General features: G+C 64.4%; 24 protein-coding genes and 1 pseudogene. 14 read left to right on the top strand and 11 right to left on the bottom strand.

The features are described 5' to 3' along the window. Positions 1-15 precede the first annotated feature (15 nt). The 10 genes from NUH86_RS13915 to NUH86_RS13870 form a co-directional block, all read right to left on the bottom strand. Positions 16-663, bottom strand: coding sequence for a cell wall hydrolase (locus NUH86_RS13915; protein ID WP_267250048.1), 648 nt, complete (start codon positions 661-663; stop codon positions 16-18). Positions 664-835: 172 nt separating this feature from the next. Further along, positions 836-1,174: a DUF1491 family protein gene (locus NUH86_RS13910; protein WP_267250047.1), complete on the bottom strand. Its 339-nt coding sequence runs from the start codon at positions 1,172-1,174 to the stop codon at positions 836-838. Then, complete coding sequence (locus NUH86_RS13905) at positions 1,164-1,667, bottom strand: PaaI family thioesterase (protein ID WP_267250046.1); 504 nt, start codon at positions 1,665-1,667, stop codon at positions 1,164-1,166. The genes NUH86_RS13910 and NUH86_RS13905 overlap by 11 nt, the downstream gene beginning before the upstream one ends. After that, positions 1,627-2,094, bottom strand: a complete 468-nt coding sequence (locus tag NUH86_RS13900) for a PTS sugar transporter subunit IIA (protein WP_267250045.1) — start codon at positions 2,092-2,094, stop codon at positions 1,627-1,629. The genes NUH86_RS13905 and NUH86_RS13900 overlap by 41 nt, the downstream gene beginning before the upstream one ends. A gap of 119 nt (positions 2,095-2,213) precedes the next feature. Then, complete coding sequence (gene hpf, locus NUH86_RS13895; RefSeq protein ID WP_267250044.1) at positions 2,214-2,810, bottom strand: ribosome hibernation-promoting factor, HPF/YfiA family; 597 nt, start codon at positions 2,808-2,810, stop codon at positions 2,214-2,216. Positions 2,811-2,904: 94 nt separating this feature from the next. Beyond that, on the bottom strand, positions 2,905-3,597 hold the full coding sequence (dnaQ, locus tag NUH86_RS13890) for a DNA polymerase III subunit epsilon (protein ID WP_267250043.1): 693 nt from the start codon (positions 3,595-3,597) through the stop codon (positions 2,905-2,907). 33 nt (positions 3,598-3,630) lie between these two features. After that, on the bottom strand, positions 3,631-4,224 hold the full coding sequence (gene coaE / locus NUH86_RS13885; RefSeq protein ID WP_267250042.1) for a dephospho-CoA kinase: 594 nt from the start codon (positions 4,222-4,224) through the stop codon (positions 3,631-3,633). A 19-nt stretch (positions 4,225-4,243) separates the two neighbouring features. Further along, positions 4,244-5,065: a shikimate dehydrogenase gene (gene aroE / locus NUH86_RS13880; protein ID WP_267250041.1), complete on the bottom strand. Its 822-nt coding sequence runs from the start codon at positions 5,063-5,065 to the stop codon at positions 4,244-4,246. After that, entirely contained in the window at positions 5,062-5,655 is a 594-nt protein-coding gene (locus NUH86_RS13875) for a Maf family protein (protein ID WP_267250040.1), read from the bottom strand. The genes aroE and NUH86_RS13875 overlap by 4 nt, the downstream gene beginning before the upstream one ends. A gap of 2 nt (positions 5,656-5,657) precedes the next feature. Continuing rightward, positions 5,658-6,479, bottom strand: coding sequence for a pyruvate, water dikinase regulatory protein (locus tag NUH86_RS13870; protein ID WP_013848129.1), 822 nt, complete (start codon positions 6,477-6,479; stop codon positions 5,658-5,660). Between the two features lie 288 nt (positions 6,480-6,767). Here NUH86_RS13870 and hemE point away from each other — a divergent pair, with 288 nt between their 5' ends. Together hemE and NUH86_RS13860 are read left to right on the top strand one after the other, a co-directional pair. After that, on the top strand, positions 6,768-7,829 hold the full coding sequence (gene hemE, locus NUH86_RS13865) for a uroporphyrinogen decarboxylase (protein WP_267250039.1): 1,062 nt from the start codon (positions 6,768-6,770) through the stop codon (positions 7,827-7,829). Between the two features lie 4 nt (positions 7,830-7,833). Next, a complete protein-coding gene (locus tag NUH86_RS13860) occupies positions 7,834-8,274 on the top strand; it encodes a CopD family protein (RefSeq protein ID WP_267250038.1) in 441 nt (146 codons plus the stop codon). A gap of 35 nt (positions 8,275-8,309) precedes the next feature. Here the strand turns inward: NUH86_RS13860 and panC are convergent, their stop codons facing one another. Continuing rightward, positions 8,310-9,155, bottom strand: coding sequence for a pantoate--beta-alanine ligase (panC, locus tag NUH86_RS13855; RefSeq protein WP_267250037.1), 846 nt, complete (start codon positions 9,153-9,155; stop codon positions 8,310-8,312). A 109-nt stretch (positions 9,156-9,264) separates the two neighbouring features. Between panC and NUH86_RS13850 the strand changes: the two genes are divergently transcribed. From NUH86_RS13850 to NUH86_RS13795, 12 genes and pseudogenes are all read left to right on the top strand, one after another. After that, entirely contained in the window at positions 9,265-10,071 is an 807-nt protein-coding gene (locus NUH86_RS13850; protein ID WP_267250036.1) for a division plane positioning ATPase MipZ, read from the top strand. Next, complete coding sequence (locus NUH86_RS13845; RefSeq protein WP_267250035.1) at positions 10,071-10,508, top strand: DnaJ domain-containing protein; 438 nt, start codon at positions 10,071-10,073, stop codon at positions 10,506-10,508. The genes NUH86_RS13850 and NUH86_RS13845 overlap by 1 nt, the downstream gene beginning before the upstream one ends. 19 nt (positions 10,509-10,527) lie before the next feature. After that, on the top strand, positions 10,528-11,907 hold the full coding sequence (pgmG, locus tag NUH86_RS13840) for a phosphoglucomutase/phosphomannomutase PgmG (protein WP_267250034.1): 1,380 nt from the start codon (positions 10,528-10,530) through the stop codon (positions 11,905-11,907). A gap of 414 nt (positions 11,908-12,321) precedes the next feature. Further along, entirely contained in the window at positions 12,322-13,626 is a 1,305-nt protein-coding gene (locus tag NUH86_RS13835; RefSeq protein ID WP_267250033.1) for an OmpP1/FadL family transporter, read from the top strand. A gap of 116 nt (positions 13,627-13,742) precedes the next feature. Then, positions 13,743-14,888 carry a flavodoxin-dependent (E)-4-hydroxy-3-methylbut-2-enyl-diphosphate synthase gene (gene ispG / locus NUH86_RS13830; RefSeq protein WP_267250032.1) on the top strand — a complete coding sequence of 382 codons (1,146 nt, stop codon included), beginning with the start codon at positions 13,743-13,745 and terminating at the stop codon, positions 14,886-14,888. A 14-nt stretch (positions 14,889-14,902) separates the two neighbouring features. Next, positions 14,903-15,811: a DMT family transporter gene (locus NUH86_RS13825; protein ID WP_267250031.1), complete on the top strand. Its 909-nt coding sequence runs from the start codon at positions 14,903-14,905 to the stop codon at positions 15,809-15,811. Positions 15,812-15,821: 10 nt separating this feature from the next. Further along, a pseudogene (locus NUH86_RS13820) lies at positions 15,822-15,971 on the top strand (N-acetyltransferase); the annotation flags it as partial. Positions 15,972-16,239: 268 nt separating this feature from the next. Beyond that, a complete protein-coding gene (locus NUH86_RS13815; protein WP_267250030.1) occupies positions 16,240-18,561 on the top strand; it encodes an FtsK/SpoIIIE family DNA translocase in 2,322 nt (773 codons plus the stop codon). Positions 18,562-19,084: 523 nt separating this feature from the next. Further along, positions 19,085-19,723, top strand: a complete 639-nt coding sequence (locus NUH86_RS13810; RefSeq protein ID WP_267250029.1) for a LolA family protein — start codon at positions 19,085-19,087, stop codon at positions 19,721-19,723. 395 nt (positions 19,724-20,118) lie between these two features. Continuing rightward, positions 20,119-20,916 carry an exodeoxyribonuclease III gene (gene xth, locus NUH86_RS13805; RefSeq protein ID WP_267250028.1) on the top strand — a complete coding sequence of 266 codons (798 nt, stop codon included), beginning with the start codon at positions 20,119-20,121 and terminating at the stop codon, positions 20,914-20,916. Further along, positions 20,916-21,974: a GTP cyclohydrolase II gene (ribA, locus tag NUH86_RS13800; RefSeq protein WP_267250027.1), complete on the top strand. Its 1,059-nt coding sequence runs from the start codon at positions 20,916-20,918 to the stop codon at positions 21,972-21,974. Before xth ends, ribA begins: the two co-directional genes overlap by 1 nt. Next, a complete protein-coding gene (locus NUH86_RS13795) occupies positions 21,971-22,471 on the top strand; it encodes a L,D-transpeptidase family protein (RefSeq protein WP_267250026.1) in 501 nt (166 codons plus the stop codon). Before ribA ends, NUH86_RS13795 begins: the two co-directional genes overlap by 4 nt. Positions 22,472-22,485: the final 14 nt, after the last annotated feature.

Raw genomic sequence — 22,485 nt, 5'->3', positions numbered from 1 at the left:
CTCGGCGCGAAAGTGTCAGCGATAGAAGATGTGGTTGTCGATGGCGGCCAACTGGCGCTTGCCCCAGCCCGGCGAGACGCGGCGGGCATGGAAATAGAGCGCGCCTTCGGCCTGGCTGTCCCAGCTATCTTCCATTGCGATCTGGGCGATGGCGACGGCTTCGCGCCAGCTTTCGCTGCCCATGCGGATCGACGGCATGCCGTTGCCGCGCACGAAGCTGAACTGGCCCGGCTGATAGACGACCCCGCACAGGCTGTCGGCGAAGCGGCCGGACCGGGCGCGGTTGATGATGACGCGGGCGACGGCCAACTGGCCTTCCAGGCTTTCGCCCTTGGATTCGAAATAGACGGCGCCGGCCAGGCACTTCATGTCGCCGGAAACATCCTCGGCCATGCCTTGCGCATCCACGAGGGCGGCGAGATTGTCGGCCTTCACATCGGCGCTGTCGGAAAGGGGAGCCAGCGACTGCACGACTTCGCGCGGCGCGGCAAAGGTGACGGCGGGCTTCGCGCCGGCCGGAGCTGCATTCAGCTCAGTGGTTCCCGGAAGGGGCAGGACCGACGGAGCCGCTTCGGAAGCGCTCGACATGTCGGCCGTATTCAACGCCGCAGCGGCGGAAAGGGAAAATGCCGCGACGATCGCAGCCTTCAGACGAAAACTCATTATTGCTCAAAATCATGCGGTTCTTGGCCGGGACGTCAAAACCCAAAACACCGACGTCCGGCCGCCCCCCGTCTGCGTGTTTACCTGCATCCGCCCCCCATGGACGAAACCGGCAACCTGCGCGTTGAAAGCGTCGGGGGCCTGTGCCCGCGCGCGCAAGGGGAGTCAACGGTTAACAGATCGTTTCAGCGGCGAACCGTTCCGCATCCGCGATATCAAGCTCCAAAACCCACAGATCGGGGTCCGAAGCGCGGCGTCGCGCAAGATATTGGGCCATCGCCTCCGTCCCCTTGTCCGGGTCCGGGCCACAGCGGGTCAGGCTGAAACCGCCCGCAAAATTGGAAACGCGCTCGAACAGGCCCAGTTCCCGCCCTTTTTCAAGCGCCTGGATCAATATGACGCCGCTGATTTCATCGCCCTTGACCAGCACAGTGGCAAAACCCCCGGCAGCGGCGCAGCGCCGCACCAGCGCGTTGACCAGCAGCGCGCTGGTCAAGCGATCAGTCGGCATAGCCCGGCAGCGAGGAAAGCGGGAATTGCGATCGCATGAAGGTGCCGGTTCCCCGCCCGACCTCCTCCCCTTCGGCGTCGATCAGGCTGGCTTCGGCGACATAGACGCGCCGCTTGCCGCTGATCCAGCGCCCTTCGGCGCGGATGCGGCCCGGCCCGATCGGCCGGGTGAACAACAGGTTGAAGCTGGTGGTCAGCAGGAAACGGTCGCTGACCAGGCTGTTGGCGGCGTAGAAGGCCGCATCGTCCAGCATCTTGAAATAGACGGTGCCGTGTATCGCGCCGGCGGCATGGAACTGCGTTTCGTCCACATCGAAATGGATGATCGACCGACCCTCCACCGGGATCGTCAGTTCCGACCGGAACAGCCGGTTGATCGGCGCCGAACGGTAGAGATTCTCCAGCGCCCGGAAATGCGCCGCCTCCCCGCTGGGCGAGGCTTCGGCGCCGGAATCAGGCAGCGTCACGCGCCTCGCCACCGGCGAGCAGGGCATGAAGCGCCGCCGTCGACTTCGCGCCGCGCAGCCGGGCGACCTGCCCCTCATCCCGCAGATAGCGCGACACCCGCGCCAGCGTCTTCAAATGCTCGGCCCCGGAATCGATCGGGGAAAGCAGCGCAAAAACAATGTCGACCGGCGCTTCGTCCACCGCGTCGAACTGCACCGCCGGATCGAGCAGGACGACCACGCCGCACATCTTCTTCAGGTCGGGAATCTTGGCATGGGGAATCGCGACGCCGCCGCCGAAACCGGTGGACCCCAGCTTTTCGCGCTCCAGCAGAGCATCCGCCACCAGATCGGCGTTGAGGCCATATGCTTTCGCCGCGAGCGCCGCGACCTTCTGAAACAACTGCTTCTTGCCGTTGACCGAAAGAGCGGTGCCCAACGCATCCGGTGCGACGATATCGTTGAAATGAACCATGCCGAATCCCAGCCGAGCCGCGCCCAGCTTCGGAAAAATGACGCAATGCCCGGATCTTTAAAGTCTGGCCCCATAGGCCGCCCGCAGACCAAGGTCAACCGGCGGCCAGGGGGCGGTGATCAGCCCAGGCGCGGCTCCACCCAGCCGATGGTCCCGTCATGGCGGCGATAGACCATGTTGTAGGCAGCCGTCCCGGCATTGACGAACAGCAGCGCGTTGGTGTTGCGCAGGTCCAGCATCATCACCGCGTCGGAAACGCTGGCTTCGGGAATGTCGACGCGGGTTTCCGCCACGATCAGGGGCGCTTCGGCCGGTTCCTCTTCATCGGCCAGGGAGGCGAAAATCGTATAGCCCGCCCCGTCCAGTCCATCCGGGCCGAACCCATTGGCCCGGTTGGCTTCGGCGGCGGCCGTCTGGGCGCCGCGATCCTTCAGGCGGCGCAGATAGCGGCGCAACTGCTTTTCGATCCGTTCCGCGGCCTGTTCGAAGGCGGGGTGCGCCTCCTGCGCCTCACCCGCGCCTTTCAGGATCAGGCCGGTCATGACATGGCAGACGATGTCGCAATGGAAGGCGCCGTGCGGGGCTGGCCGGAATGTCACCTGGGCGGAAAGCGCGCGGGAGAAATATTTCTCGGCCATGGCCTCCAGACGGGTCCAGACATGCTGCTTGAGCGCGTCGCCCGTATCGACCTGATGCCCGGAAACACGAATATCCATATGCCTTCTCCTTATTCTTGCCGGACCGCCCGGGATGGCGATCCGTCGGCATGGAGGCTTGAAGGCAGCGCATCCCGGAAGGGGACGGCTGTCATCAGGCCTCTTCAAGCCAGAGCGGCTTGTCCAGCGTCGCGACGAACGCTGCGTGCCTCTCCAGCTCCTCCGCGCTGGCCACGAAGACGCGCGCGGGACGAACAGGGCGAACCGCGGCTTTCGCCGCAAGTTCCATATTTATAATGAGTTTCTCTTCCTCCTGTGCAAGACCAAGGCCGATCTGACGGCCGCCGGTCAGTTCGATGTAAAGCTGGGCCAGCAATTCGGCGTCGAGCAACGCGCCATGCTTGATGCGATGGCTGCGGTCGATGCCGTAACGGGTGCAGAGCGCATCCAGGCTGTGCTTGGCGCCGGGGTGAAGCTGCCGGGCGATGGCGACGGTGTCGATCATCCGTTCCATCGACACTTCGGGCAGGCCGCAGAGCTTCAGTTCATGATTCAGGAAGCCGAAGTCGAAGCGCGCATTATGCGCGACCAGATGGCTGTCCTCCAGAAAGGCCAGCAATTGCTGGACGCCGTCGGAAAATAACGGCTTGTCCCTCAGGAAACCGTCCGACAGCCCGTGCACGGCTTCGGCGGCGGCGGGCATCGCCCGCTGCGGATTATAATAAGCGTGGAAGGTGCGGCCCGTGGGCACCCGGTTGAAGAGTTCAATACATCCGATTTCGACCAGACGATCGCCTGAGCCAGGGTCGAAGCCAGTCGTTTCGGTGTCGAAAATAATCTCGCGCATCGCCCTCTTCAACGACTCTTTCGGGACTGTCCCTTATCGGCCTGTCTTCGCCCCAAGGCAAGCGACCAAGCGGCGAACCTGGCTGCGGGTCTTGGCGAAGGTCGTCCCGGTATGGATGATATAATCCGCCCGCCGCCGCTTTTCAGCATCGGCTGTTTGCAGATGGACGATCCGGCGGAATTTTGCGGCGGTCATGCCGGGCCGGGCCAGCACGCGCTTGCGCTGCTTCCAGCCGGGGGCGGTGACGACGATGACGCCCGCCAGCTTCCGATGGCCATGAGTCTCGAACAACAGCGGAATGTCCAGCACGACGAATTTGCGCGAGCGATGACGGCGCAGAAACGCGCTGCGGCTCTGTTGCACGGCGGGATGGACGATGGCTTCCAGCGCCTTCAACTCCTGCGGATGGCCGAACACCGCCGCGCCCAGCTTCGCCCGGTCGACGCCCCTGGGACCGGTGGTGCCGGGAAAGCGGGCCTCTATGGCGGGCAATAACGGTCCGCCCGGCCCTTGCAGCCGGTGGACTTCGGCATCCGCGTCGAACAGGGGCACGCCCTCCCGCCGCAACATGGCGGCCACGGCGGACTTGCCCATGCCGATGGAGCCGGTAAGGCCGTAAATCTTCATGCCGTCATCTTCATCGCTGTCAGGCGGCGAGCAGCAAGGCGCGCAATTCCTCGTCCCGCTCACGCGGCGCTTCCGCATCGAAGAAGATGTCGAAGGCCAGCGCCGCCTGCCCGATCAGCATTTCCAGCCCATCCAGGGTCTTCAAATCCCTCGCCCGCGCCGCCTTGAGCAAGGGGGTCTCCAGCGGCGCATAGACGATGTCGTAGACGGTCGCCTCGTCCGCCAGCGGCGTCAGGTCCAGATCCAGCAACGGCTGCCCCACCATGCCGAGCGAACTGGTGTTGACCAGCAGATCGGCCCTGGGCAGCGTGTCGGTCATGCCGATCACCCGGCCCTTGACCCCGGCGCGGTCGAGCAGCGCCTGCCCCTTCGCCGCGTCGCGGACCATGACGCTGATGTCGGGCACGCCCAGGCTGGTCAAAGCGAACAGGATCGCCCGCGCCGCACCGCCCGCGCCGACCAGCACCGCGCTCTGCCCCTTCCACTTATCGCGCAGCAAGGGTTGCAGGAATCCGCCCGCATCGGTGTTGGTGCCGATCAGCGGCCCGCCGGTTTCGCTGGCGATGGTGTTCATCGCCCCGATCCGCTCCCGCACGCCGCCCGGATCGTCGGTATAGTCCATCACCGCGATCTTGTGCGGAATGGTGACGTTGCATCCCAGCCAGTCGGGATCGGCCCGCCGCGCCAGGAAATAGGCGGACAGCCCTTCGCTGGTCACATGGGTCTTCTTATATTCCGCCTCTATCCCCAGCGCATCGAGCCAGAAGTTATGAATCAGCGGCGATTTGCTGTGCGCGATGGGATCGCCGATCACCTCGGCATAGGGGAGCTTGTCGGTCATGACGCCAGAACGCCCCGGACACGCAAAAAGTCAAGCAGAGGCAGCAGGGGCAGGCCCTGGATCGCGAACTGGCTGCCCTCCACCCTGGCGAAAATCTGCGCGCCCGGCCCCTCGATCCGGTAACAGCCGACGCACCAGCGGCATTCTTCCCAATCGCCGTCGAGATATTGGGCGATGAAGGCGTCCGACAAGGGCCGCACCGTCATCCGCACCCGCTCGATATGCCGCCAGATCGGCTCGCCGTTGAGCGCAATCACCGCCGCGCTGTGCAGATGATGCACCCGGCCCGACAGCAGCTTCAATATGCGTTCGGCATCGGCGCGGTCGACCGCCTTGTCGATCATCGCGCCGTCTTCCAGACTGAGAGTCTGGTCGCACCCCAGCACCAGCCCGCCCGGCACCCGGCGCGACACGCGCAGCGCCTTCAACTCCGCCAGCGCGTCGGCCAGTTGCCGCGCATCCAGCCCGTCGGCGCGCAGCGCTTCCTTCGCCGCTTCCTCATCGACGCCGGGCGACAGCGCCTCGAACGGCACCCGCGCCGCTTCCAGCAGCGCCCGGCGGCTCGCGCTTTGCGATGCCAGCACGATCATGATCAGGCTCCTTCCGCCAGCACGCGGTCGTTGAACAGGTTGATGATGGCGGCGGCGGCTTCCTCGATGGACCGGCGGGTCATGTCGATCACCGGCCAGCCATTGTCCGCGAACATGCGCCGGGCGAAGGCCAGTTCCTCCTGCACCTTGTCCAGATTGACATAGCTGGTTTCGGGCGCCTGGTTCAGCGACAGCAGCCGGTTGCGGCGGATCTGCACCAGCCGTTCCGGGCTGACGGTCAGCCCCACCACCATCGGATGCTTCAGCACATAAAGCGCTTGCGGCGGCGGCGACTGGATCACCAGCGGGATATTGGCGGTCTTGTACCCGCGATTGGCGAGATAGATGGAGGTTGGCGTTTTGGAGGCGCGGGAAACGCCCGCCAGCACGATATCGGCCTCCTCCCAATTTTCATGCCCCACGCCGTCATCATGGGCGATGGTGAACTGGATCGCCTCGATCCGAGCGAAATAGGCTTCGTCCAATATATGCTTGCGGCCCGGCCGGTTGCGGGTTTCCTGCCCCAATATGTTGGACAGCGCGTCGGTCACGCTGTCCAGCGCCGCGACATGGGGCAGGCCCAGCGCCCGGCAGCGCGTCTCCAGCCGCCGCCGCAACTGGTGGTTGGACAGGGTGAACAGCACCAACCCCGGATTGGCGGCGATCTCCTCCATGATCCGGTCGAGATGGACGTCGGACCGCACCATCGGCCAGAAATGGCGCACCGCCTCGACATTTTCGAACGCGCCGATCGCTGCCTTGGCGATGTTTTCCAGGGTTTCGCCGGTGGAGTCCGATAGCAGGTGGAGATGGATGCGAGACATGAAGCATATCTCTGTGGGGAGGCTGTGGATAAAGCAAGGGATAGGTTGCGGGGAAAATCAAGCGCTTATCGCCCTCCTCGATTCCGGGACTCTTGTCCACAGCCCGCCAACAGATGGGGATTTATACCCACAGCCTGTGGATAAGGGGGATAAGTGGACTGAATCGGACCGGAATCGCGGCCCTTGAAGAGTCAAGTTGTTGGCAAATCGGGGCACAGCGCATAAACCCCGCTGCCAACCGCCCCTACTATCTCCATCATCCTTTTGAATCTAAATATAAGAGAGTTTATGACGGGATCCGATGCCGGCCTTTCGAACGGCCTAACGCCCAAGCCCTTGCTTTCGGTCCTGAAGGGCGCTTGCCCCGCTGTGCCGCCCCTATGGCTCATGCGCCAGGCGGGGCGCTATCTTCCCGAATATCGCGCCTTGCGGGCGGAAAAGGGCGGATTCCTCGAACTGGTCTATGACAGCGCGGCGGCCGCCGAAGTGACTCTCCAACCGCTTCGCCGCTTCGGTTTCGACGGGGCGATCCTGTTCTCCGACATATTGATCGTGCCCTATGCCATGGGCCAGAATCTCTGGTTCGAGGCCGGGGAAGGCCCGCGCCTGGCGCCGATCCTGGCCGAAACCGACCTGTCGGCCCTGAAACCCGATTTCAGCCGCTATGAGGCGGTGTATGAGACGGTCCGGCAGGTGAAGGCCGCGCTGGACCCGAATGTGACCTTCCTGGGCTTTGCAGGCAGCCCCTGGACCATCGCCACCTATATGGTCGCGGGTCAGGGCAGCAAGGACCAGGGCGCCGCCCGCCGCATGGCCTATCAACAGCCTGAAAAGTTCGGCGCGATCATCGACGCGATCGTCGATGCGACGGTGGTCTATCTCTCCGGCCAGATCGAGGCCGGGGTCGAAGCCGTGCAGCTTTTCGACAGTTGGGCGGGTAGCCTGGCCCCGCTGGAGTTCGAGCGCTGGGTGATCCGGCCCAACCGGCGGATCGTGGAGAGGTTGAAGGCGATCCATCCGGACATTCCGGTGATCGGCTTCCCCAAGGGCGCGGGGGCGAAACTGGCCGATTATGCGGCCGGGACCGGCGTCGATGCGATCGGCGTCGACGAGACGGTCGATCCGCACTGGGCCAATCGCGTGTTGCCGCAGGGGCTGCCGGTGCAGGGGAATCTCGATCCGCTGGCGCTGATCGCCGGGGGCGTCGCGGTGGAAGAGGCCGTCGACAACATCCGCGCCGCCTTTGCCGGGCGGCCGCATATCTTCAACCTGGGCCACGGCATTCTCCCCGACACCCCCATTGATCATGTCGAAGCGCTGCTTAGCTATGTGCGGACAGCGGGAGACTGAACTTATGCCTTATCTGGGAGCAGCCTATTTGTGGGTCAAAGCCGCGCATGTCATCTTCGTCATCTTCCTGATGGCGGGCCTGTTCATGATGCCGCGCTTCTTCGTCTATCACCAGCAATGCCCGGGGGGATCTGACGAGGACAAAAAGTGGATCGACCGGGAACGGCGGCTGCTCAAGATCATCCTGAACCCGTCGCTGGTTTTGGTCTGGGTCTTTGGCCTGATGCTGATGGTGGAGATCGGCGCCTGGCATTTCGGCTGGTTCCACCTGAAACTGCTCTTCGTTCTGGGCCTGTCGGGCTATCATGGCTGGATCGCGGGCTATGCGAAGAAGCTCGCAAGGGGCCTGCGCCCGCTCAGCGAAAGGCGGTTGCGGCTGCTGAACGAGATTCCCGGAATCGCCGCCGCCGTCATCGTGATCGCGGTGATCGTGAAGCCGTTTTAACGTCGTCATCCCAGCGAAAGCTGGGATGACGGAACTTAAATCGGATCAACCGGAATATTGTCGATCAGCCGCGTCTTGCCCAGCTTCGCCGCGCCCAGCAGCCTTGCCGGGCGGTCCAGCACGGTCATCGGTTCCAGAGTCACCGCGTCGCACAGCGTCACATAATCGATGGGATCGAAACCATGCGCCGCGAGCAGGGCGATAGCCTTGGCGATGGCAGACTCGACGGTCGCCCCCTTTTCCATCTGCCGCGCGGCTTCGCCCAGCGCACGGGGCAGGGCGAGCGCATCCTTGCGCTCCTGCTCCGACAGATAGGCGTTGCGCGACGACAGCGCCAATCCATCCTCGGCCCGCTGGGTGGGCACGCCGATAATCTCGATGGGAACATCCAGATCGCGCACCATCTGCCGGATCACGGCGAGCTGCTGATAATCCTTCTCCCCGAACAGGGCGACATCCGGGCGGACCTGGTTGAACAGCTTCGTCACCACCGTCGCCACGCCGTCGAAATGGCCGGGCCGGGCCGCGCCATCCAGCCCCTCGGTCACGCCGGACACCGAAATATTGGTGGCATAGCCCGCCGGGTACATGACATCGACCGTCGGCGCCCAGAGAATGTCGACTCCGGCCGCCTGCAGCATCTGCGCGTCCTTCGCCTCCCGCCGGGGATAGGCGTCCAGATCCTCATTCACCCCGAACTGGCGCGGATTGACGAAGATCGACACCGCCACATGCCCCGCATGGCGCCGCGCTTCCTCCACCAGCGCCATATGCCCGTCATGCAGCGCGCCCATGGTAGGCACCAGAGCCAGCGGTTTTCCGTCGCTTTTCAGCGCATCGACGGCGGCGCGCAGCGAAGGCAGGTCACGGAGGGTTTGCACGACAGGAGTGGCTCCGATAAGGGCATCGACAGGGGTATATCCTGCTAAGGCACGACCGGTTCGAGCGGTCAACATGCAATGCGACAATCAACGGGGTAATAAAGGTCCGATGGCGAACGCCCAAACGCACCATATCGTCTTCGCCAATGAGAAGGGCGGAACCGGCAAGTCGACGACCGCCGTGCACACGGCCATCGCGCTGACGGCATTGGGGAACCGCGTCGGCATGATCGACCTCGACCCGCGCCAGCGCACCATCACCCGCTATATGGAGAACCGGGCAGAGACCGCCCGCCGCCGCGGCATCGACCTGCCGACTCCGGACTTCGCCGTGTTCAACGGCGACAGCGTCCAGGCGCTGGAGGAACAGGCCGCCGCCATGGCGGAGGGCAAGGATTTCCTGGTCATCGACACGCCCGGCCGCGACGACGATTATGCCCGCCACATGGCCGCCCGCGCCCATACGCTGGTGACGCCGATGAACGACAGTTTCGTCGATTTCGACCTGATCGGCCAGGTGGACGCCGAAACCTTCAAGGTGAAGCGACTCTCCTTCTATTCGGAACTGATTTTCGAGGCGCGCAAGACCCGCGCCAAGGCGGACGGCATCACCATCGACTGGGTGGTGCTGCGCAACCGCGTCCAGCATCATGACGCCCGCAACAAGAAGCGCGTGGGCGACGCGCTGATGGAACTGTCCCGCCGCGTCGGTTTTCGCGTGATTCCGGGCCTTTCGGAACGGGTGATCTTCCGCGAACTCTTCCCGTCGGGCCTGACCCTGCTGGACAAGGGGCATCTGGGCGAACTGGGCGTCAGCCACATCGCCGCGCGGCAGGAATTGCGGGAGATGGTGTCGGGCCTCGCCCTTCCATCCCGGATCGAGACCGCGCCGCTGGATCTGCTCGGCGCGGCCTGATGGGTCTGCTCGCCTTGGCTTTGATCGGGCTTGCGGCCTGGCTCATCTGGACGGGACGGTTGCAACGCATGAGCGCGAAGGATGGCATGGCGCTGGGCGCCGCCCTGGTGGGCGCGGTCGTGGCCGCCAAGGGCAAGACCTTGCTGGGCGCGCCGTTGCTGCTGGGCGCCACCTGGTTCTTCTTCGCCCGGAGCTGGCCGCGCAAGGCGAAGGCCAGGCCGGGCAAGCCTGTCCCGCAGGCCGCCGCGCCCCAGGCGGTGATCGAGGCCCGCAAGTTGCTGGGCGTCGGGCCGGATGCGGACGCCCGCGCCATCCGCGCCGCGCATCGCCGTCTCATCGCCTCGGTCCATCCGGACAAGGGCGGCACCGAAGCGCTGGCGGCCCAGATCAATGCGGCCCGCGACCTGCTGATCAGGGAAACCGCGCCGCGCGACTGAAGCCAAGGGAGAGCATGCCATGGCCCATCGCTTCCATCCCACGCTCCTGCGCGAATATGACATTCGCGGGGTGGTCGGGCAGACTCTGGGAGAGGCGGATGCCTATGCCGTCGGGCGCAGTTTCGGGACCGTCGTCAAACGGGCGGGCGGATCAAGGGTCGCGGTCGGCTATGACGGGCGGCTGAGTTCCCCGGCGCTGGAACAGGCCGTCGTGCAGGGCCTTCAGGATTCGGGCGCCGATGTCGTGCGCATAGGCCTCGGCCCGACGCCCATGCTCTATTATGCCGAAGCGGTCCTGGATGTGGACGGCGGCATTCAGATAACCGGCAGCCACAATCCCACCGACCATAATGGCTTCAAGCTGGTGCTTGGCCATAATGCCTTTTTTGGGCCGGACATCGCGAATCTGGGGGCCATGGCTGCGGCTGGCGACTGGATCGAGGCCGGGAGCGAAGGCAGGGGCCGGGTCGGGACCGTCGCCATCATGGACCGCTATGCCGCCCGGCTGGTGGAGGGATTCGACGGCGCCGCCTGGCGCATCGGCTGGGACGCGGGCAACGGCGCCGCCGGTCCTGTGGTGGACAAGCTCGTCAAGCTCCTGCCAGGTGAGCATCATGTGCTTTTCACCCAGATAGACGGACATTTTCCCCATCATCACCCCGATCCCACTGTCGAGGCGAATCTGGCCGACCTGAAGGCGCTTGTCCGCTCCAAGAAGCTCGATTTCGGAATGGCTTTCGACGGGGACGGCGACCGGATCGGCGTGGTCGACGGCAGGGGCCGGGTGATCTGGGGCGACCAGTTGCTCGGCATCTTCGCCGAACTGGTGCTGAAAAACCGCCCGAATGCGACGATCGTCGCGGATGTGAAGGCCAGCCAGGCCTTGTTCGACCGCATCGCCGCGCTGGGCGGACAGCCGCTGATGTGGAAGACCGGCCACAGCCTCATCAAGTCCAAAATGAAGGAGATTGCCGCGCCGCTGGGCGGGGAGATGACCGGCCATATCTTCTTCGCGGACGAATATTACGGCTTTGACGACGGGCTTTATGCGGCGGTGCGCCTGATCCGGGGTCTGACCCGGCTGCGCCGCAGCGTCACCGCCCTGCGCGACGAAATGCCGGACATGGCCAACACGCCGGAAATCCGCTTTCCGGTGGAAGAGAGCCGCAAATTCGCCGTGGTGGATGAAGTGCGCGCCCGACTGGCGGCGGCCGGGGCGACGGTCGATCAAACCGACGGTCTGCGGGTGAGCACCGCCGATGGCTGGTGGTTGCTGCGTGCCTCCAACACGCAGGATTCGCTCGTTGTACGGGCCGAGGCGAAGGATGCGCCGTCGCTGGAGCGGCTGATCACGGCCATCGACGCGCAATTGGCCGATTCGGGCGTGATTCGGCCCTGAAAGGCGTTTCGATGGCCCAGGCGTCCCGAAAAATGCCAGGATCGGACGCCGCTTTTCCTTTACGGAAATCAGGCATGAGCATGACGATTGCATGAAACGCAATTGTCCATGAGCATTTCGCATTTGCGGGAATTATCGTTGCACCGCAAAAGGAACGGGCCTTTCAGGCATCCTCTCCTAAAACTTTCAAGCCGTCCTCCGGGGCGGCTTTTTTTTTGCCTTTCGCAAAGCGCCGTTTCCGCTTCATGCCGTAGCGTCGTTGCGCCTTTGGGCGCGCAGCCTGCGGAAACCCGCGCAAATTAGGGCTTTCCGAACGATTATTTAACCATAATGCTTATAAGGGCATGGCTCACGGGGGATCATTCTCTGGCGGAAGCCACTTTGCCTAAATCGCGTTTCAGAAGAGGAATCATCATGCCTTTGCGCCGTCCCATCATCGCCAGTCTGTTGCTATCGGGTGCATTGGCGGTGCCTGTTCCGGCTTTTGCGGGCGGATTCTACCTGCAGGAACAGTCGCCCAAGGAAACCGGCCGCGCGCTCGCCGGGGCGGGCGCGGCGGCGGATGATCCGTCCGCCATCTATTTCAACCCCGCCGCCATGACGGAGTTGCCGGGCGTCCAGACCTCCATCGGCGGCATCGCGCTGATGGCGTCGGCGCATCAGGCCAATCGCGGCACCTATCGCACCGTCCCGACCCTGCCCGGCGCTCGGCTGCCGGTGACGGGCAATGACGGCGGCCAGCCGTTCGAAAAGGTCATCCCTATCCCCAGTCTCTATGTGACGGCGCAGGCGACCGACCGGCTGTGGCTGGGCCTGGGCGTCAACGCGCCCTTCGGCCTGAAGCTGGACTATGACGACGGCTTTTTCGGCCGCTATGACTCGCTCTACACCAACCTCAAAACCTATAATATCCAGTCCAGCGCCGCCTATAAGCTGAACGACAATGTCTCCATCGGCGGCGGCGTCGACGTGCAATATGTGAAGGCGACGCTGACCAACGCCCTGCCGCAGCTTTCGCCCCTGGCCCCGGTCGACGGCTTCGCCCGGTTGAAGGGCGACGACTGGACGGTCGGCTGGAATGCGGGCCTGTTCTACACCAACGGCGTCACCAATGTCGGCCTGTCCTACCGCTCTGGCGTCAAGCACAAGCTGACCGGCACGCAGAGCATTTCCGGTCTTCTTGGCCCCATCGCCACGGCCAATGCCGATCTCGCCGCCTCCGCGCCGCTCGACCTGCCCGATATCGTGACGGTCGGCTTCATGCACCGCCTGACGCCCAGGCTGCGCGCCATGATCAGCGGCCGCTGGTACAATTGGTCGAAGTTCAAGGGCATCGCCATCACCTCCGCAGCCGGGACCAGCAACAAGGAACTGGATTACAAGGACAGCTACAGCGTCAGCCTGGGCGGCGAATATGATGTCAGCCCGGCCCTGACCCTGCGCGCCGGCACGATGTTCGACCGCTCGCCCACCAATCCGCAGCATCTGACGACGCGGGTTCCCGACGGCGACCGCACATGGCTGTCGGCTGGCGCGACCTACAATATCTCGCCCGCCTTCGCGCTGAACCTCAGCTACGCGCATAATTTCGTGGAAAAGGCGAACATCATCCGTCCGGACAGCTATTATCCCGCCCCCGCGACGGTGACGGCGACCACCCTGTCGCAGACCAGCGGCAATGCGGACCAGATCGGCGCGTCGCTCACCGCACGCTTTTGATGGGAGCGAGGGCCGGTGCCGCACGTTTCAGCAAAGCTGAAACGCAAGACAGCTCACGCTTCTAACTGACGCAATAAATCCCTATAGGGGCTTCATCATCACGGAGCCCCTGTTTCATGTCCGACCATAATCCCGGCCTGCGCCCCTGGCGCGACATCGCCCGCAGGCAATGTCGCCAGATCATGGTCGGCAATGTTCCGGTCGGCGGCGGCGCCCCGGTCACGGTGCAGACCATGACCAACACGCCGACCGATGACGTCAGGGCGACCGTCGACCAGATCCGCCGCTGCGAGGAGGTGGGCGTGGACATCATCCGCGTCTCCTGCCCCGACGAGGCGTCGACCGCAGCGCTCAAGCAGATCGTCCGCGCCGCCCGCGTCCCCATCGTCGCCGACATTCATTTCCACTATAAGCGCGCGCTGGAAGCCGCCGATGCGGGCGCGGCCTGCCTGCGCATCAACCCCGGCAATATCGGCAGCGAGGCGCGGGTGAAGGAAGTGGTCGACGCGGCCAAATCCAACGGCTGCTCGATCCGCATCGGGGTCAACGCCGGCAGCCTCGAAAAGGATCTGCTCGAAAAATATGGCGAGCCTTGCCCGGAAGCGCTGGTCGAAAGCGCGCTCGACCATATCAAGCTGCTCCAGGACCAGGATTTCCACGACTATAAGGTGGCGGTGAAGGCCAGCGACGTGTTCCTGGCCGTGGCCGCCTATATGCAGCTTGCCGAAGCGGTGGATTGCCCGCTGCATCTGGGCATTACCGAAGCGGGCGGCCTGATCGGCGGCACGGTGAAGAGCGCCATCGGCATCGGCAACCTGCTCTGGGCCGGGATCGGCGACACGATCCGCGTCTCCCTCTCCGCCGAGCCGGAAGAGGAAGTGCGGGTCGGTTACGAGATATTGAAGTCGCTGGGCATCCGCACCCGCGGCGTGAAGGTCATTTCCTGCCCCAGTTGCGCCCGCCAGGGCTTCGACGTAATCCGCACCGTGCAGGCGCTGGAGGAACGGCTCCAGCATATCCACACGCCCTTGTCGCTCTCTGTGCTCGGCTGCGTGGTGAACGGCCCCGGCGAAGCGCGGGAGACCGACATCGGCCTGACCGGCGGTGGCGCGGGCAAGCATATGGTCTATCTCTCCGGCCTGACCGATCATACGATTCAGGACGAAGGGATGATCGACCATATCGTTCAACTGGTGGAGGCCAAGGCGGCGGAGATCGAGGCGGCCACCACCGACGCCGGCAAGGCGGAAGCGGCGGAATAAGCCGCTTTCCTTCCATGGATACGCCCCGCTCCTTCGCCATCCCCTTCGCGGTCTGTTGCCTGGGGGTCGCGCTGTTTTCCGTGATGGATGCGGCGATGAAGGGTTTGAGCCTCTCCATCGGCCTGTTCAACGCGCTGTTCTGGCGCGCGCTGGCGGGCAGCCTGCTGGGGCTGGGGCTGATGCTGCTGACGCGGCAGCGCTGGCCGAACCGGGCCGTGCTGCGGCTGCACCTGCTGCGCGGCGCGGTCGTCGCGGTGATGGCCAGCCTGTTCTTCTGGGCGATCATGCGGTTGCCGCTGGCCGAAGCCATCGCCCTGTCCTTCATCGCGCCGCTGGTCGCGCTCTATCTCGCCGCCCTGCTGCTGAAGGAAAAGATCGGGCGGCAGGCCATCGGCGCATCGCTGCTGGGGCTGGTCGGCGTGGCGGTGATCCTGTTCGGGCGCTTGCAGGGCGATTATGACGCGAATGCGCTGCTGGGCGCGGGCGCGGTGCTGGTTTCGGCGGTGCTGTTCGCCTGGAATCTCATCCTCCAGCGGCAACAGGCGCAACTGGCCTCTCCCATAGAGGTCGCCTTCTTCCAGCATATCGTGATGCTGGGCGTGTTCGCGCTCTTTGCCGGGGCCGCCCGATGGATGCCGGTCGTGCCGCAGGTCGGGTCATGGGCGTTGATCGTCCTTTCCGCGACCCTGGCCTTCACCTCGCTGGCCGCGCTCGCCTGGGCCTATGCGCGGGCAGAGGCGCAGCTTCTGATTCCGGTGGAATATACCGCCTTCCTCTGGGCCGCGATCATCGGCTGGCTGGTCTTTGGCGACCGGTTGGCCCTGACGACGGTCATTGGCGCGCTGCTGATCGTCGCGGGCTGCCTGATCACGGCCCGCACCGGTTCGGCCGAAGCGGCCCATGTCGAACCGTCCGTCGCCTGAAGGGAAAGACATGCCCGCCACCATCCGCGATGCCGCTCCTGCCGACATCGCGACAATTCACGACTTCATTCTTGCACTGGCCGACTATGAAAAGCTGTCGCATAAGGTGAAGGCGCGACCGCGCCTCTATCTGGAGGATCTGTTCGTCATTCCCGAAGCGCTCAGCGCCCTCGCGTCAGCGCATCCTGTATGCTGACCCCCAGCAGGACGGCGGTGAAGGCGCTTAAAGCGACGACGACAAGGGCGGGATAGAAGGTTGCGATCATGGCGAAGTCTCCTTTCGGACGGCTTTTGCGCCGACCCGCCGTTCATCGACATAAGGAATGTTACGGAGTCGACGGGACGAGCCGAAGGGCGGGACTCTTGACGGGGACTCCCCGCCCGGCGCATTGTCCCCGCACGGAACATTTAGGGGACAAGGACTTGCCATGGCTGTCAGCCGCGGAGCCAAGCACACGCCGGAGTGGCGCGAAATGCTGAAACGCAGCCTGATCCGCAGCGGTGCGCTGATCGGATCGATCGCGTTGATCCTGGCGACCCTGTTCCTCGCTCTGGCGCTGCTCAGCTATCAGCCGAGCGATCCGTCGATGAACACGGTGGCGGGCGACCATGTGCAGAATATCATGCAGGCGCCCGGCGCATGGGTGGCGGATTTCCTGCTCTGGCTGCTGGGCGTGCCGGTGGCGCTGGTGCTGCCGCTGATGGCGATCACGGCGCGGCGGCTGTGGGGCGATCAGGATATGAGCGGGTGGAAGGCGCAGTTCGGCAAATGCTTCGCCGGCATCGCGCTGATCGGCATCGCCCTGGCGCTGTTCCAGACCAATCCGCTGGTCGGCCTGCCCGCCGGATGGGGCGGCATCATCGCGCTGGCGACGGCCAAGGGCGTCATGAGCCTGACCGCGCAGGCCCCCGCCGCGCAAGGGTGGATCACCGGCATCTTGATCGCGCTCACGCTGATCGCGGGCATTGTCTGCTGGTATCGCAGCCTGGCGCTGGAAAAGCCGATCATCGCATTGCGCAGGCCCTCGCTGCCCCGTCTGGCCTTGCCGAAACCCGCTTTCGCCCTGGCCGGGCCCGCGCCGGTCGTCGATGCGGATGAGGAGGACGATGTTTTCGAGCGCGTCGCAACGCCGCGCAAGACCGTCAGCAACGAACCCAAGCCGCCGATCAACATCCAGACGCCCAAGCCCGCCCCGGTGCAGCGCTCCATGGCGCCGGTCAGCCAGGATGACCTGTTCGGCAACAGCTCCCTGCCCTCGCCCGACCTGCTGAATCCGATTCCCGCCAGCCAGGGCGCGAAGATCGACAAGGCCGCGCTGGAACGCAATGCGCGTCTGCTGGAGAGCGTGCTCGACGATTTCCATGTGAAGGGCAATATCGTCGAGGTCCGACCCGGCCCGGTCGTCACCATGTATGAACTGGAACCCGCGCCGGGCATCAAGGCGAGCCGCGTCATCGCGCTGGCCGACGACATCGCCCGCAACATGTCGGCGCTCTCCGCCCGCGTGGCGACGATTCCGGGGCGCACGGTGATCGGCATCGAACTGCCCAACGCGAACCGGGAGGGCGTGTCTTTCCGCGAACTCATAATCAGCGAGCAGTTCGGGCACGAAGCGACCCTGCCGATCATCCTGGGCAAGAATATATCGGGCGAACCGATCATCGCCGATCTGGCGCCCATGCCGCATCTGCTGATCGCGGGCACCACCGGTTCGGGCAAGTCGGTCGGCCTCAACGCCATGATCCTGTCGCTGCTCTATCGCATGACGCCGGATCAGTTGCGCCTGATCATGATCGATCCGAAGATGCTGGAACTGTCGACCTATGACGACATCCCGCATCTGCTGTCCCCGGTTGTGACCGAGCCTGCCAAGGCGATCCGCGCGCTCAAATGGGCGGTGGAGCAGATGGAGGATCGCTATCGCATGATGGCGTCGATCTCCGTCCGCAATCTGGCCAATTACAATGAGAAAGTCCGCGCCGCGAAGGCCAAGGGCAAGCCCCTCGGCCGCCGCGTCCAGACCGGCTACGATCCCGAAACCGGCAAGCCGATCTATGAGGAGGAGCAGCTCGATTTCCAGCCGCTGCCGCAGATCGTGGTGGTGGTGGACGAACTGGCCGACCTGATGATGACGGCGGGCAAGGAAGTCGAATTCCTGATCCAGCGGCTTGCGCAAAAGGCGCGCGCCGCGGGCATCCACCTGATCCTCGCGACGCAGCGTCCCTCGGTCGACGTCATCACCGGCGTCATCAAGGCGAACCTGCCGACCCGCATCAGCTTCTTCGTGACGTCGAAGATCGACAGCCGCACCATTTTGGGCGAGCAGGGCGCCGAGCAGCTATTGGGCAAGGGCGACATGCTCTATATGCACGGCGGCAAGGGGCTGATGCGCGTCCACGGACCTTTCGTGTCCGACGATGAGGTGCGGGTGGTGGCGGATCACTGGCGCGCCCAGGGCCAGCCCGACTATATCGCCGCCGTCACCGAGGAACCGGAGGAAGGCAGCTTTGCACTGGACGGCGTCGACCTGGGCGACGACAGCCCGGATGCGCAGCTTTTCCGCAAGGCCTGCCAGCTCGTCTTCGAAAATCAGAAGGCGTCGACCAGTTGGCTCCAGCGGCAATTGCGCATCGGCTATAACAGCGCCGCCCGCCTGATCGAGCAGATGGAGGAGCAGGGGCTGGTGGGTCCGCCCAACCATGTCGGCCGTCGCGAAGTGCTGCGCGACGAGAGCGGCAACCCGCTTTGACGCAAGGGGCTTGAAAAAATTTCATTTGGCCTGATGCGAAAAAGTCACTGCCCATTTTGCTCTGAAACGGAATTTTGCGTGGCGCCTTGGGCTGTTGCATCCCCGTAAAAGCCCGGCCGCCCCGCAAAAATCCATGATTTCCGGGCATGATTGCGTTTCGTGCAATCGTCATTCGGTTCTTCGCATTTGCAGCGAGGATCGATTTGGCCGAAGAAGGCCCTGCCTTTCAGGCATCCTCTCCTAAAAACTTTCAGGCTGGTCTTCGGATCAGCCTTTTTTTTGTCCTCGCACCGGTCTAAGCAGAAGCCGCTTACCGCAGCGCCTAAAAAATAAACTTGGGAGAGGGGCCGCCGGAAAGACCGGCACTGGCGAAGCGGAAGCAGAGGGGGATTGAGCGGCCATGCCGCTCTCCCCCTTCCCGTTTCCGGATTGGACTCCATTGCCTTGGCGGAACGAGTGGGTTCACAGCGGGTTCAAGCCCTGCCACCTAAGCTCCTCATCCTGAACAACCGGAGATGACTGCATGAAGCGCATCCTTGCGCCCCTCACCCTGACGCTGGCCGCCGTGCCGGTCCTCGTGCCGATGATCCCGGCGGCCGCGCAGGCGGACCGGTCCGACCTGTCGAAGGTGAACGCCTATATCCGCGCCGTCACCACCATGACCGCCGACTTCGCCCAGACCGACCGCAACGGCCAGACGCTGACCGGCCAGCTTACCATCAAACAGCCGGGCAAGATCCGCTTCCAATATCAGAAGGGCGTACCGCTGCTGATCGTGGGCGACGGCAAGGCGCTGACCATGATCGATTATGAAGTGCGGCAGGTGCAGCGCTGGCCGATCGGCAATTCGCCGCTGGGCGCGCTGATCGACCCGTCGAAGGACTTGTCGAAATTCGGCAAGGTGATCCAGACCGGCGATCCGACCGTGCTGAGCGTTCAGGCGCGCGACCCCAGGCGGCCGGAATATGGCACCATCACCATGATCTTCAAACGCGATGCGGGCAGCCCGGCGGGCTTGCAGCTTTACGGTTGGGTGGCGCTGGATTCGCAGAATAACCGGACGGCGGTGAAGCTTTCCAACCAGCGTTACGGCGTGGCGGTGGCCGATTCCGCCTTCCGCTGGACCGATCCCCGGCCCAAGGGGCGGGCGGCCGGCGGTTAAGCGGGCCACAGACGCGACGGGCCGAGAAGTTTTCAAAACCGTTCATCTGAGGCTCATATCGCGAACCCTAGAAAGAACTCCACGGCGAGAGACGAAACCGGGATTTCCCCCCTGTTACCCGGAAGCCCGCTCCCGCCGCAAAGCGCTTCAAGGGCGCGATCGAGGCCCCCGTTCCATGCCCCCGGAGCGGGGGTCTTTTTGTTTGGGCGAGGATTAGGCCCAGGGAGGGCTGCAAATAGCGGCTTTCTGCGCTTCCGGTACTCACGACCTTTAAGGTCGCTGCGCGCCGGTTCTCGAATTCCACTATTTTCGCTCCACCCTGGGCCTAATCCCCGCCCAAACGGTCCGTTCTTGTCGCCCTTGCGTAGGAGGGCGGAGGGTCTTAGTGGATCAGCATGTCCCAGACACTCAGCATCGCCTCGTGGAATATCAACAGTGTCCGTGCCCGGCTCGATATCGTGGAGCGCTTCCTGACGGAGGAAGCGCCCGACATCCTCTGTCTTCAGGAAACCAAGGTGGTGAACGAGATTTTCCCCGCCGCGATGTTCCGGCAACTGGGCTATGTCCATCAGGTGCTGAATGGACAGCGGATGCACCATGGCGTGGCGATCATGTCCAAGGTGCCGATTCATGAGGACGACCGGTTCGACTGGCAGGCCAATGGCGAAGCGCGCCATGTCGGCGTGCGGCTGGACAATGGGGTCAGGATCGAAAATGTCTATGTCCCGGCTGGCGGCGACATCGCAGACCGGGAGGTGAATCCGAAATTCGGGCAGAAGCTCGATTTCCTGGAGCGCATGATCCAATGGTCCTCTGGGCTGGAGGACAAGCCGACCATATTGACCGGCGATTTCAACATCGCGCCGATGGAATGCGATGTGTGGAGCCACAAGCAGTTGCTGAACGTGGTCAGCCATACGCCCATCGAGTGCGAGATATTGGCGCGGTTGCAGGCGTCGAATGACTGGGTCGATATCGGCCGCCATTTCTATCCCGCGCCGCAGCGGCTTTATACCTGGTGGAGCTATCGCGCCAAGGACTGGGCGGAATCGGATCGCGGTCGGCGGCTGGACCATATGTGGATGACCAGGGATGTGGCGGGCAAGGCGATCGGCCATCGCGTGGTCGAACCGGCGCGCAACTGGGGCAAGCCGTCCGACCATATCCCGATCGTCACGGAATTCGCCTTCTGATGGGCGCGCGCGCTGCCGCTCGCGCCATCGACGCGCTACGCCGGGGCTGGCCGGTGCGGGTCCGGGCCGCCGACGGCGCGCTGCGGCTGATGGCGGTGGAAGGGGCGGATGCGGTGACGCTTGCGGGTTTCGACCCGGCGGCGAAGGCCGACATACTGATCTCCGCGGCACGGGCGCAGACGCTGAAACTTGCCAACCAGTTGGCGGCTGCCGATCCCGACATGCCGGTGCTGGTGGCGCGGGCGCCGTGGATCGACACCGATGTCGCGACGGCGATGTCCGACCCGGTTCTGGACCTGGCCTCGCCCCTCAAAGGCCCGTTCATGGCGAAGCCGCTGGCCGCGCCGCTGGCGGCCAAGGCGGCGCTGCGGCTGGCGCGGCTCGCGGGCATATTGCCCGCCTATTTCGCCACGGTCGACGGCGAAGTCGAGGCGGAGGTCGGCGCCGCCGATGTCGACGCCTATGACGATGCCGTGCATCTGGATATCGCGACGCGGGCGAGGCTGCCGGTATCGGCCAGCGAAACCGCGGAGATCATCGCCTTCCGCAGCCCGGACGAACCACGCGAGCATGTGGCGCTGATCGTCGGCCAGCGCGATTCGTCGCCGCCGGTGATCCGCCTGCACAGCGAATGCCTGACCGGGGATGTTCTGGGGTCGCTGAAATGCGATTGCGGGCCGCAATTGCACGAAGCGCTGCACCAGATCGCGGATTCCACCTGGGGCATATTGCTCTATCTGCGGCAGGAAGGGCGGGGCATCGGCCTCGTCAACAAGCTGCGCGCCTATGCCTTGCAGGATCAGGGTTTCGATACGGTCGACGCCAATGTGCGGCTGGGTTTCGCCATCGACGCCCGCGATTTTTCGGTCGCGGCGCGGATGCTGGACCTGCTCGGCGTGGGCGAGGTGCGGCTGCTCACCAACAATCCCAACAAGGTGACGGGGCTGGAAGCGGCGGGAATCAAGGTGGCGGAACGGCTGCCGATCATCCTGCCCGCCAATCCGCATAATGAACGCTATCTGGCCACCAAGCGCGACCGGACCGGGCATCAGCTATGAACGTCGTCCGCGTCGATGCAGGCGCGGGACGTCTCTCCTTCGGTGCAATCGAGATGGCCTGCACCGTCGGTCGCGGCGGTTCCTGCGCGGCGGCGGACAAGCGGGAAGGGGACGGCTGCACGCCGCTGGGGATCTGGCCGATCCGGGGCGCGTTGCTGCGGCCGGGCAAGGTGGAGGCGGCGGGCATCCGTCTGCCATGGCGCTGGGTGCGGGACGGGGATGGCTGGTCCGACGATGTGGCCGATCCGGCCTATAACCGGCCCGTGCATCTGCCGCGTGCCTTCTCCGCCGAAAATCTGCTGCGCGACGACGATGCCTATGATGTGATCGTCGTTCTGGGCCATAACGACGCGCCGCCGGTGCCGGGGCAGGGGAGCGCGATCTTCTTCCACCTGTCCGAAGGGAGACCCACCGCCGGATGCGTGGCGGTGGAGCGGGCGGATATGCTGCGCCTGTTGCCGTTGCTGGTGCCGGGCGACGTGATGGAGATCGTTTAGAGCAACATGCTCCT

Origin of the sequence: Sphingobium sp. JS3065 (assembly GCF_026427355.1) — a bacterium.
GTDB lineage: Bacteria > Pseudomonadota > Alphaproteobacteria > Sphingomonadales > Sphingomonadaceae > Sphingobium.
This window is presented reverse-complemented; position numbering and strand designations above follow the sequence as displayed.

Bases quoted from the DNA above. Each gene is read 5' to 3' on its own strand.
- NUH86_RS13850 (WP_267250036.1), top strand. From the start codon at position 9,265: ATGGCGAACGCCCAAACGCACCATATCGTCTTCGCCAATGAGAAGGGC.
- NUH86_RS13900 (WP_267250045.1), bottom strand. From the start codon at position 2,094: ATGGTTCATTTCAACGATATCGTCGCACCGGATGCGTTGGGCACCGCT.
- hpf (WP_267250044.1), bottom strand. From the start codon at position 2,810: ATGGATATTCGTGTTTCCGGGCATCAGGTCGATACGGGCGACGCGCTC.
- NUH86_RS13810 (WP_267250029.1), top strand. From the start codon at position 19,085: ATGAAGCGCATCCTTGCGCCCCTCACCCTGACGCTGGCCGCCGTGCCG.
- NUH86_RS13825 (WP_267250031.1), top strand. From the start codon at position 14,903: ATGGATACGCCCCGCTCCTTCGCCATCCCCTTCGCGGTCTGTTGCCTG.
- NUH86_RS13815 (WP_267250030.1), top strand. From the start codon at position 16,240: ATGGCTGTCAGCCGCGGAGCCAAGCACACGCCGGAGTGGCGCGAAATG.
- dnaQ (WP_267250043.1), bottom strand. From the start codon at position 3,597: ATGCGCGAGATTATTTTCGACACCGAAACGACTGGCTTCGACCCTGGC.
- NUH86_RS13915 (WP_267250048.1), bottom strand. From the start codon at position 663: ATGAGTTTTCGTCTGAAGGCTGCGATCGTCGCGGCATTTTCCCTTTCC.
- ispG (WP_267250032.1), top strand. From the start codon at position 13,743: ATGTCCGACCATAATCCCGGCCTGCGCCCCTGGCGCGACATCGCCCGC.
- NUH86_RS13835 (WP_267250033.1), top strand. From the start codon at position 12,322: ATGCCTTTGCGCCGTCCCATCATCGCCAGTCTGTTGCTATCGGGTGCA.
- pgmG (WP_267250034.1), top strand. From the start codon at position 10,528: ATGGCCCATCGCTTCCATCCCACGCTCCTGCGCGAATATGACATTCGC.
- xth (WP_267250028.1), top strand. From the start codon at position 20,119: ATGTCCCAGACACTCAGCATCGCCTCGTGGAATATCAACAGTGTCCGT.
- NUH86_RS13845 (WP_267250035.1), top strand. From the start codon at position 10,071: ATGGGTCTGCTCGCCTTGGCTTTGATCGGGCTTGCGGCCTGGCTCATC.
- NUH86_RS13910 (WP_267250047.1), bottom strand. From the start codon at position 1,174: ATGCCGACTGATCGCTTGACCAGCGCGCTGCTGGTCAACGCGCTGGTG.
- NUH86_RS13875 (WP_267250040.1), bottom strand. From the start codon at position 5,655: ATGATCGTGCTGGCATCGCAAAGCGCGAGCCGCCGGGCGCTGCTGGAA.
- NUH86_RS13795 (WP_267250026.1), top strand. From the start codon at position 21,971: ATGAACGTCGTCCGCGTCGATGCAGGCGCGGGACGTCTCTCCTTCGGT.
- ribA (WP_267250027.1), top strand. From the start codon at position 20,916: ATGGGCGCGCGCGCTGCCGCTCGCGCCATCGACGCGCTACGCCGGGGC.
- coaE (WP_267250042.1), bottom strand. From the start codon at position 4,224: ATGAAGATTTACGGCCTTACCGGCTCCATCGGCATGGGCAAGTCCGCC.
- hemE (WP_267250039.1), top strand. From the start codon at position 6,768: ATGACGGGATCCGATGCCGGCCTTTCGAACGGCCTAACGCCCAAGCCC.
- NUH86_RS13860 (WP_267250038.1), top strand. From the start codon at position 7,834: ATGCCTTATCTGGGAGCAGCCTATTTGTGGGTCAAAGCCGCGCATGTC.
- aroE (WP_267250041.1), bottom strand. From the start codon at position 5,065: ATGACCGACAAGCTCCCCTATGCCGAGGTGATCGGCGATCCCATCGCG.
- NUH86_RS13905 (WP_267250046.1), bottom strand. From the start codon at position 1,667: ATGCCCTGCTCGCCGGTGGCGAGGCGCGTGACGCTGCCTGATTCCGGC.
- NUH86_RS13870 (WP_013848129.1), bottom strand. From the start codon at position 6,479: ATGTCTCGCATCCATCTCCACCTGCTATCGGACTCCACCGGCGAAACC.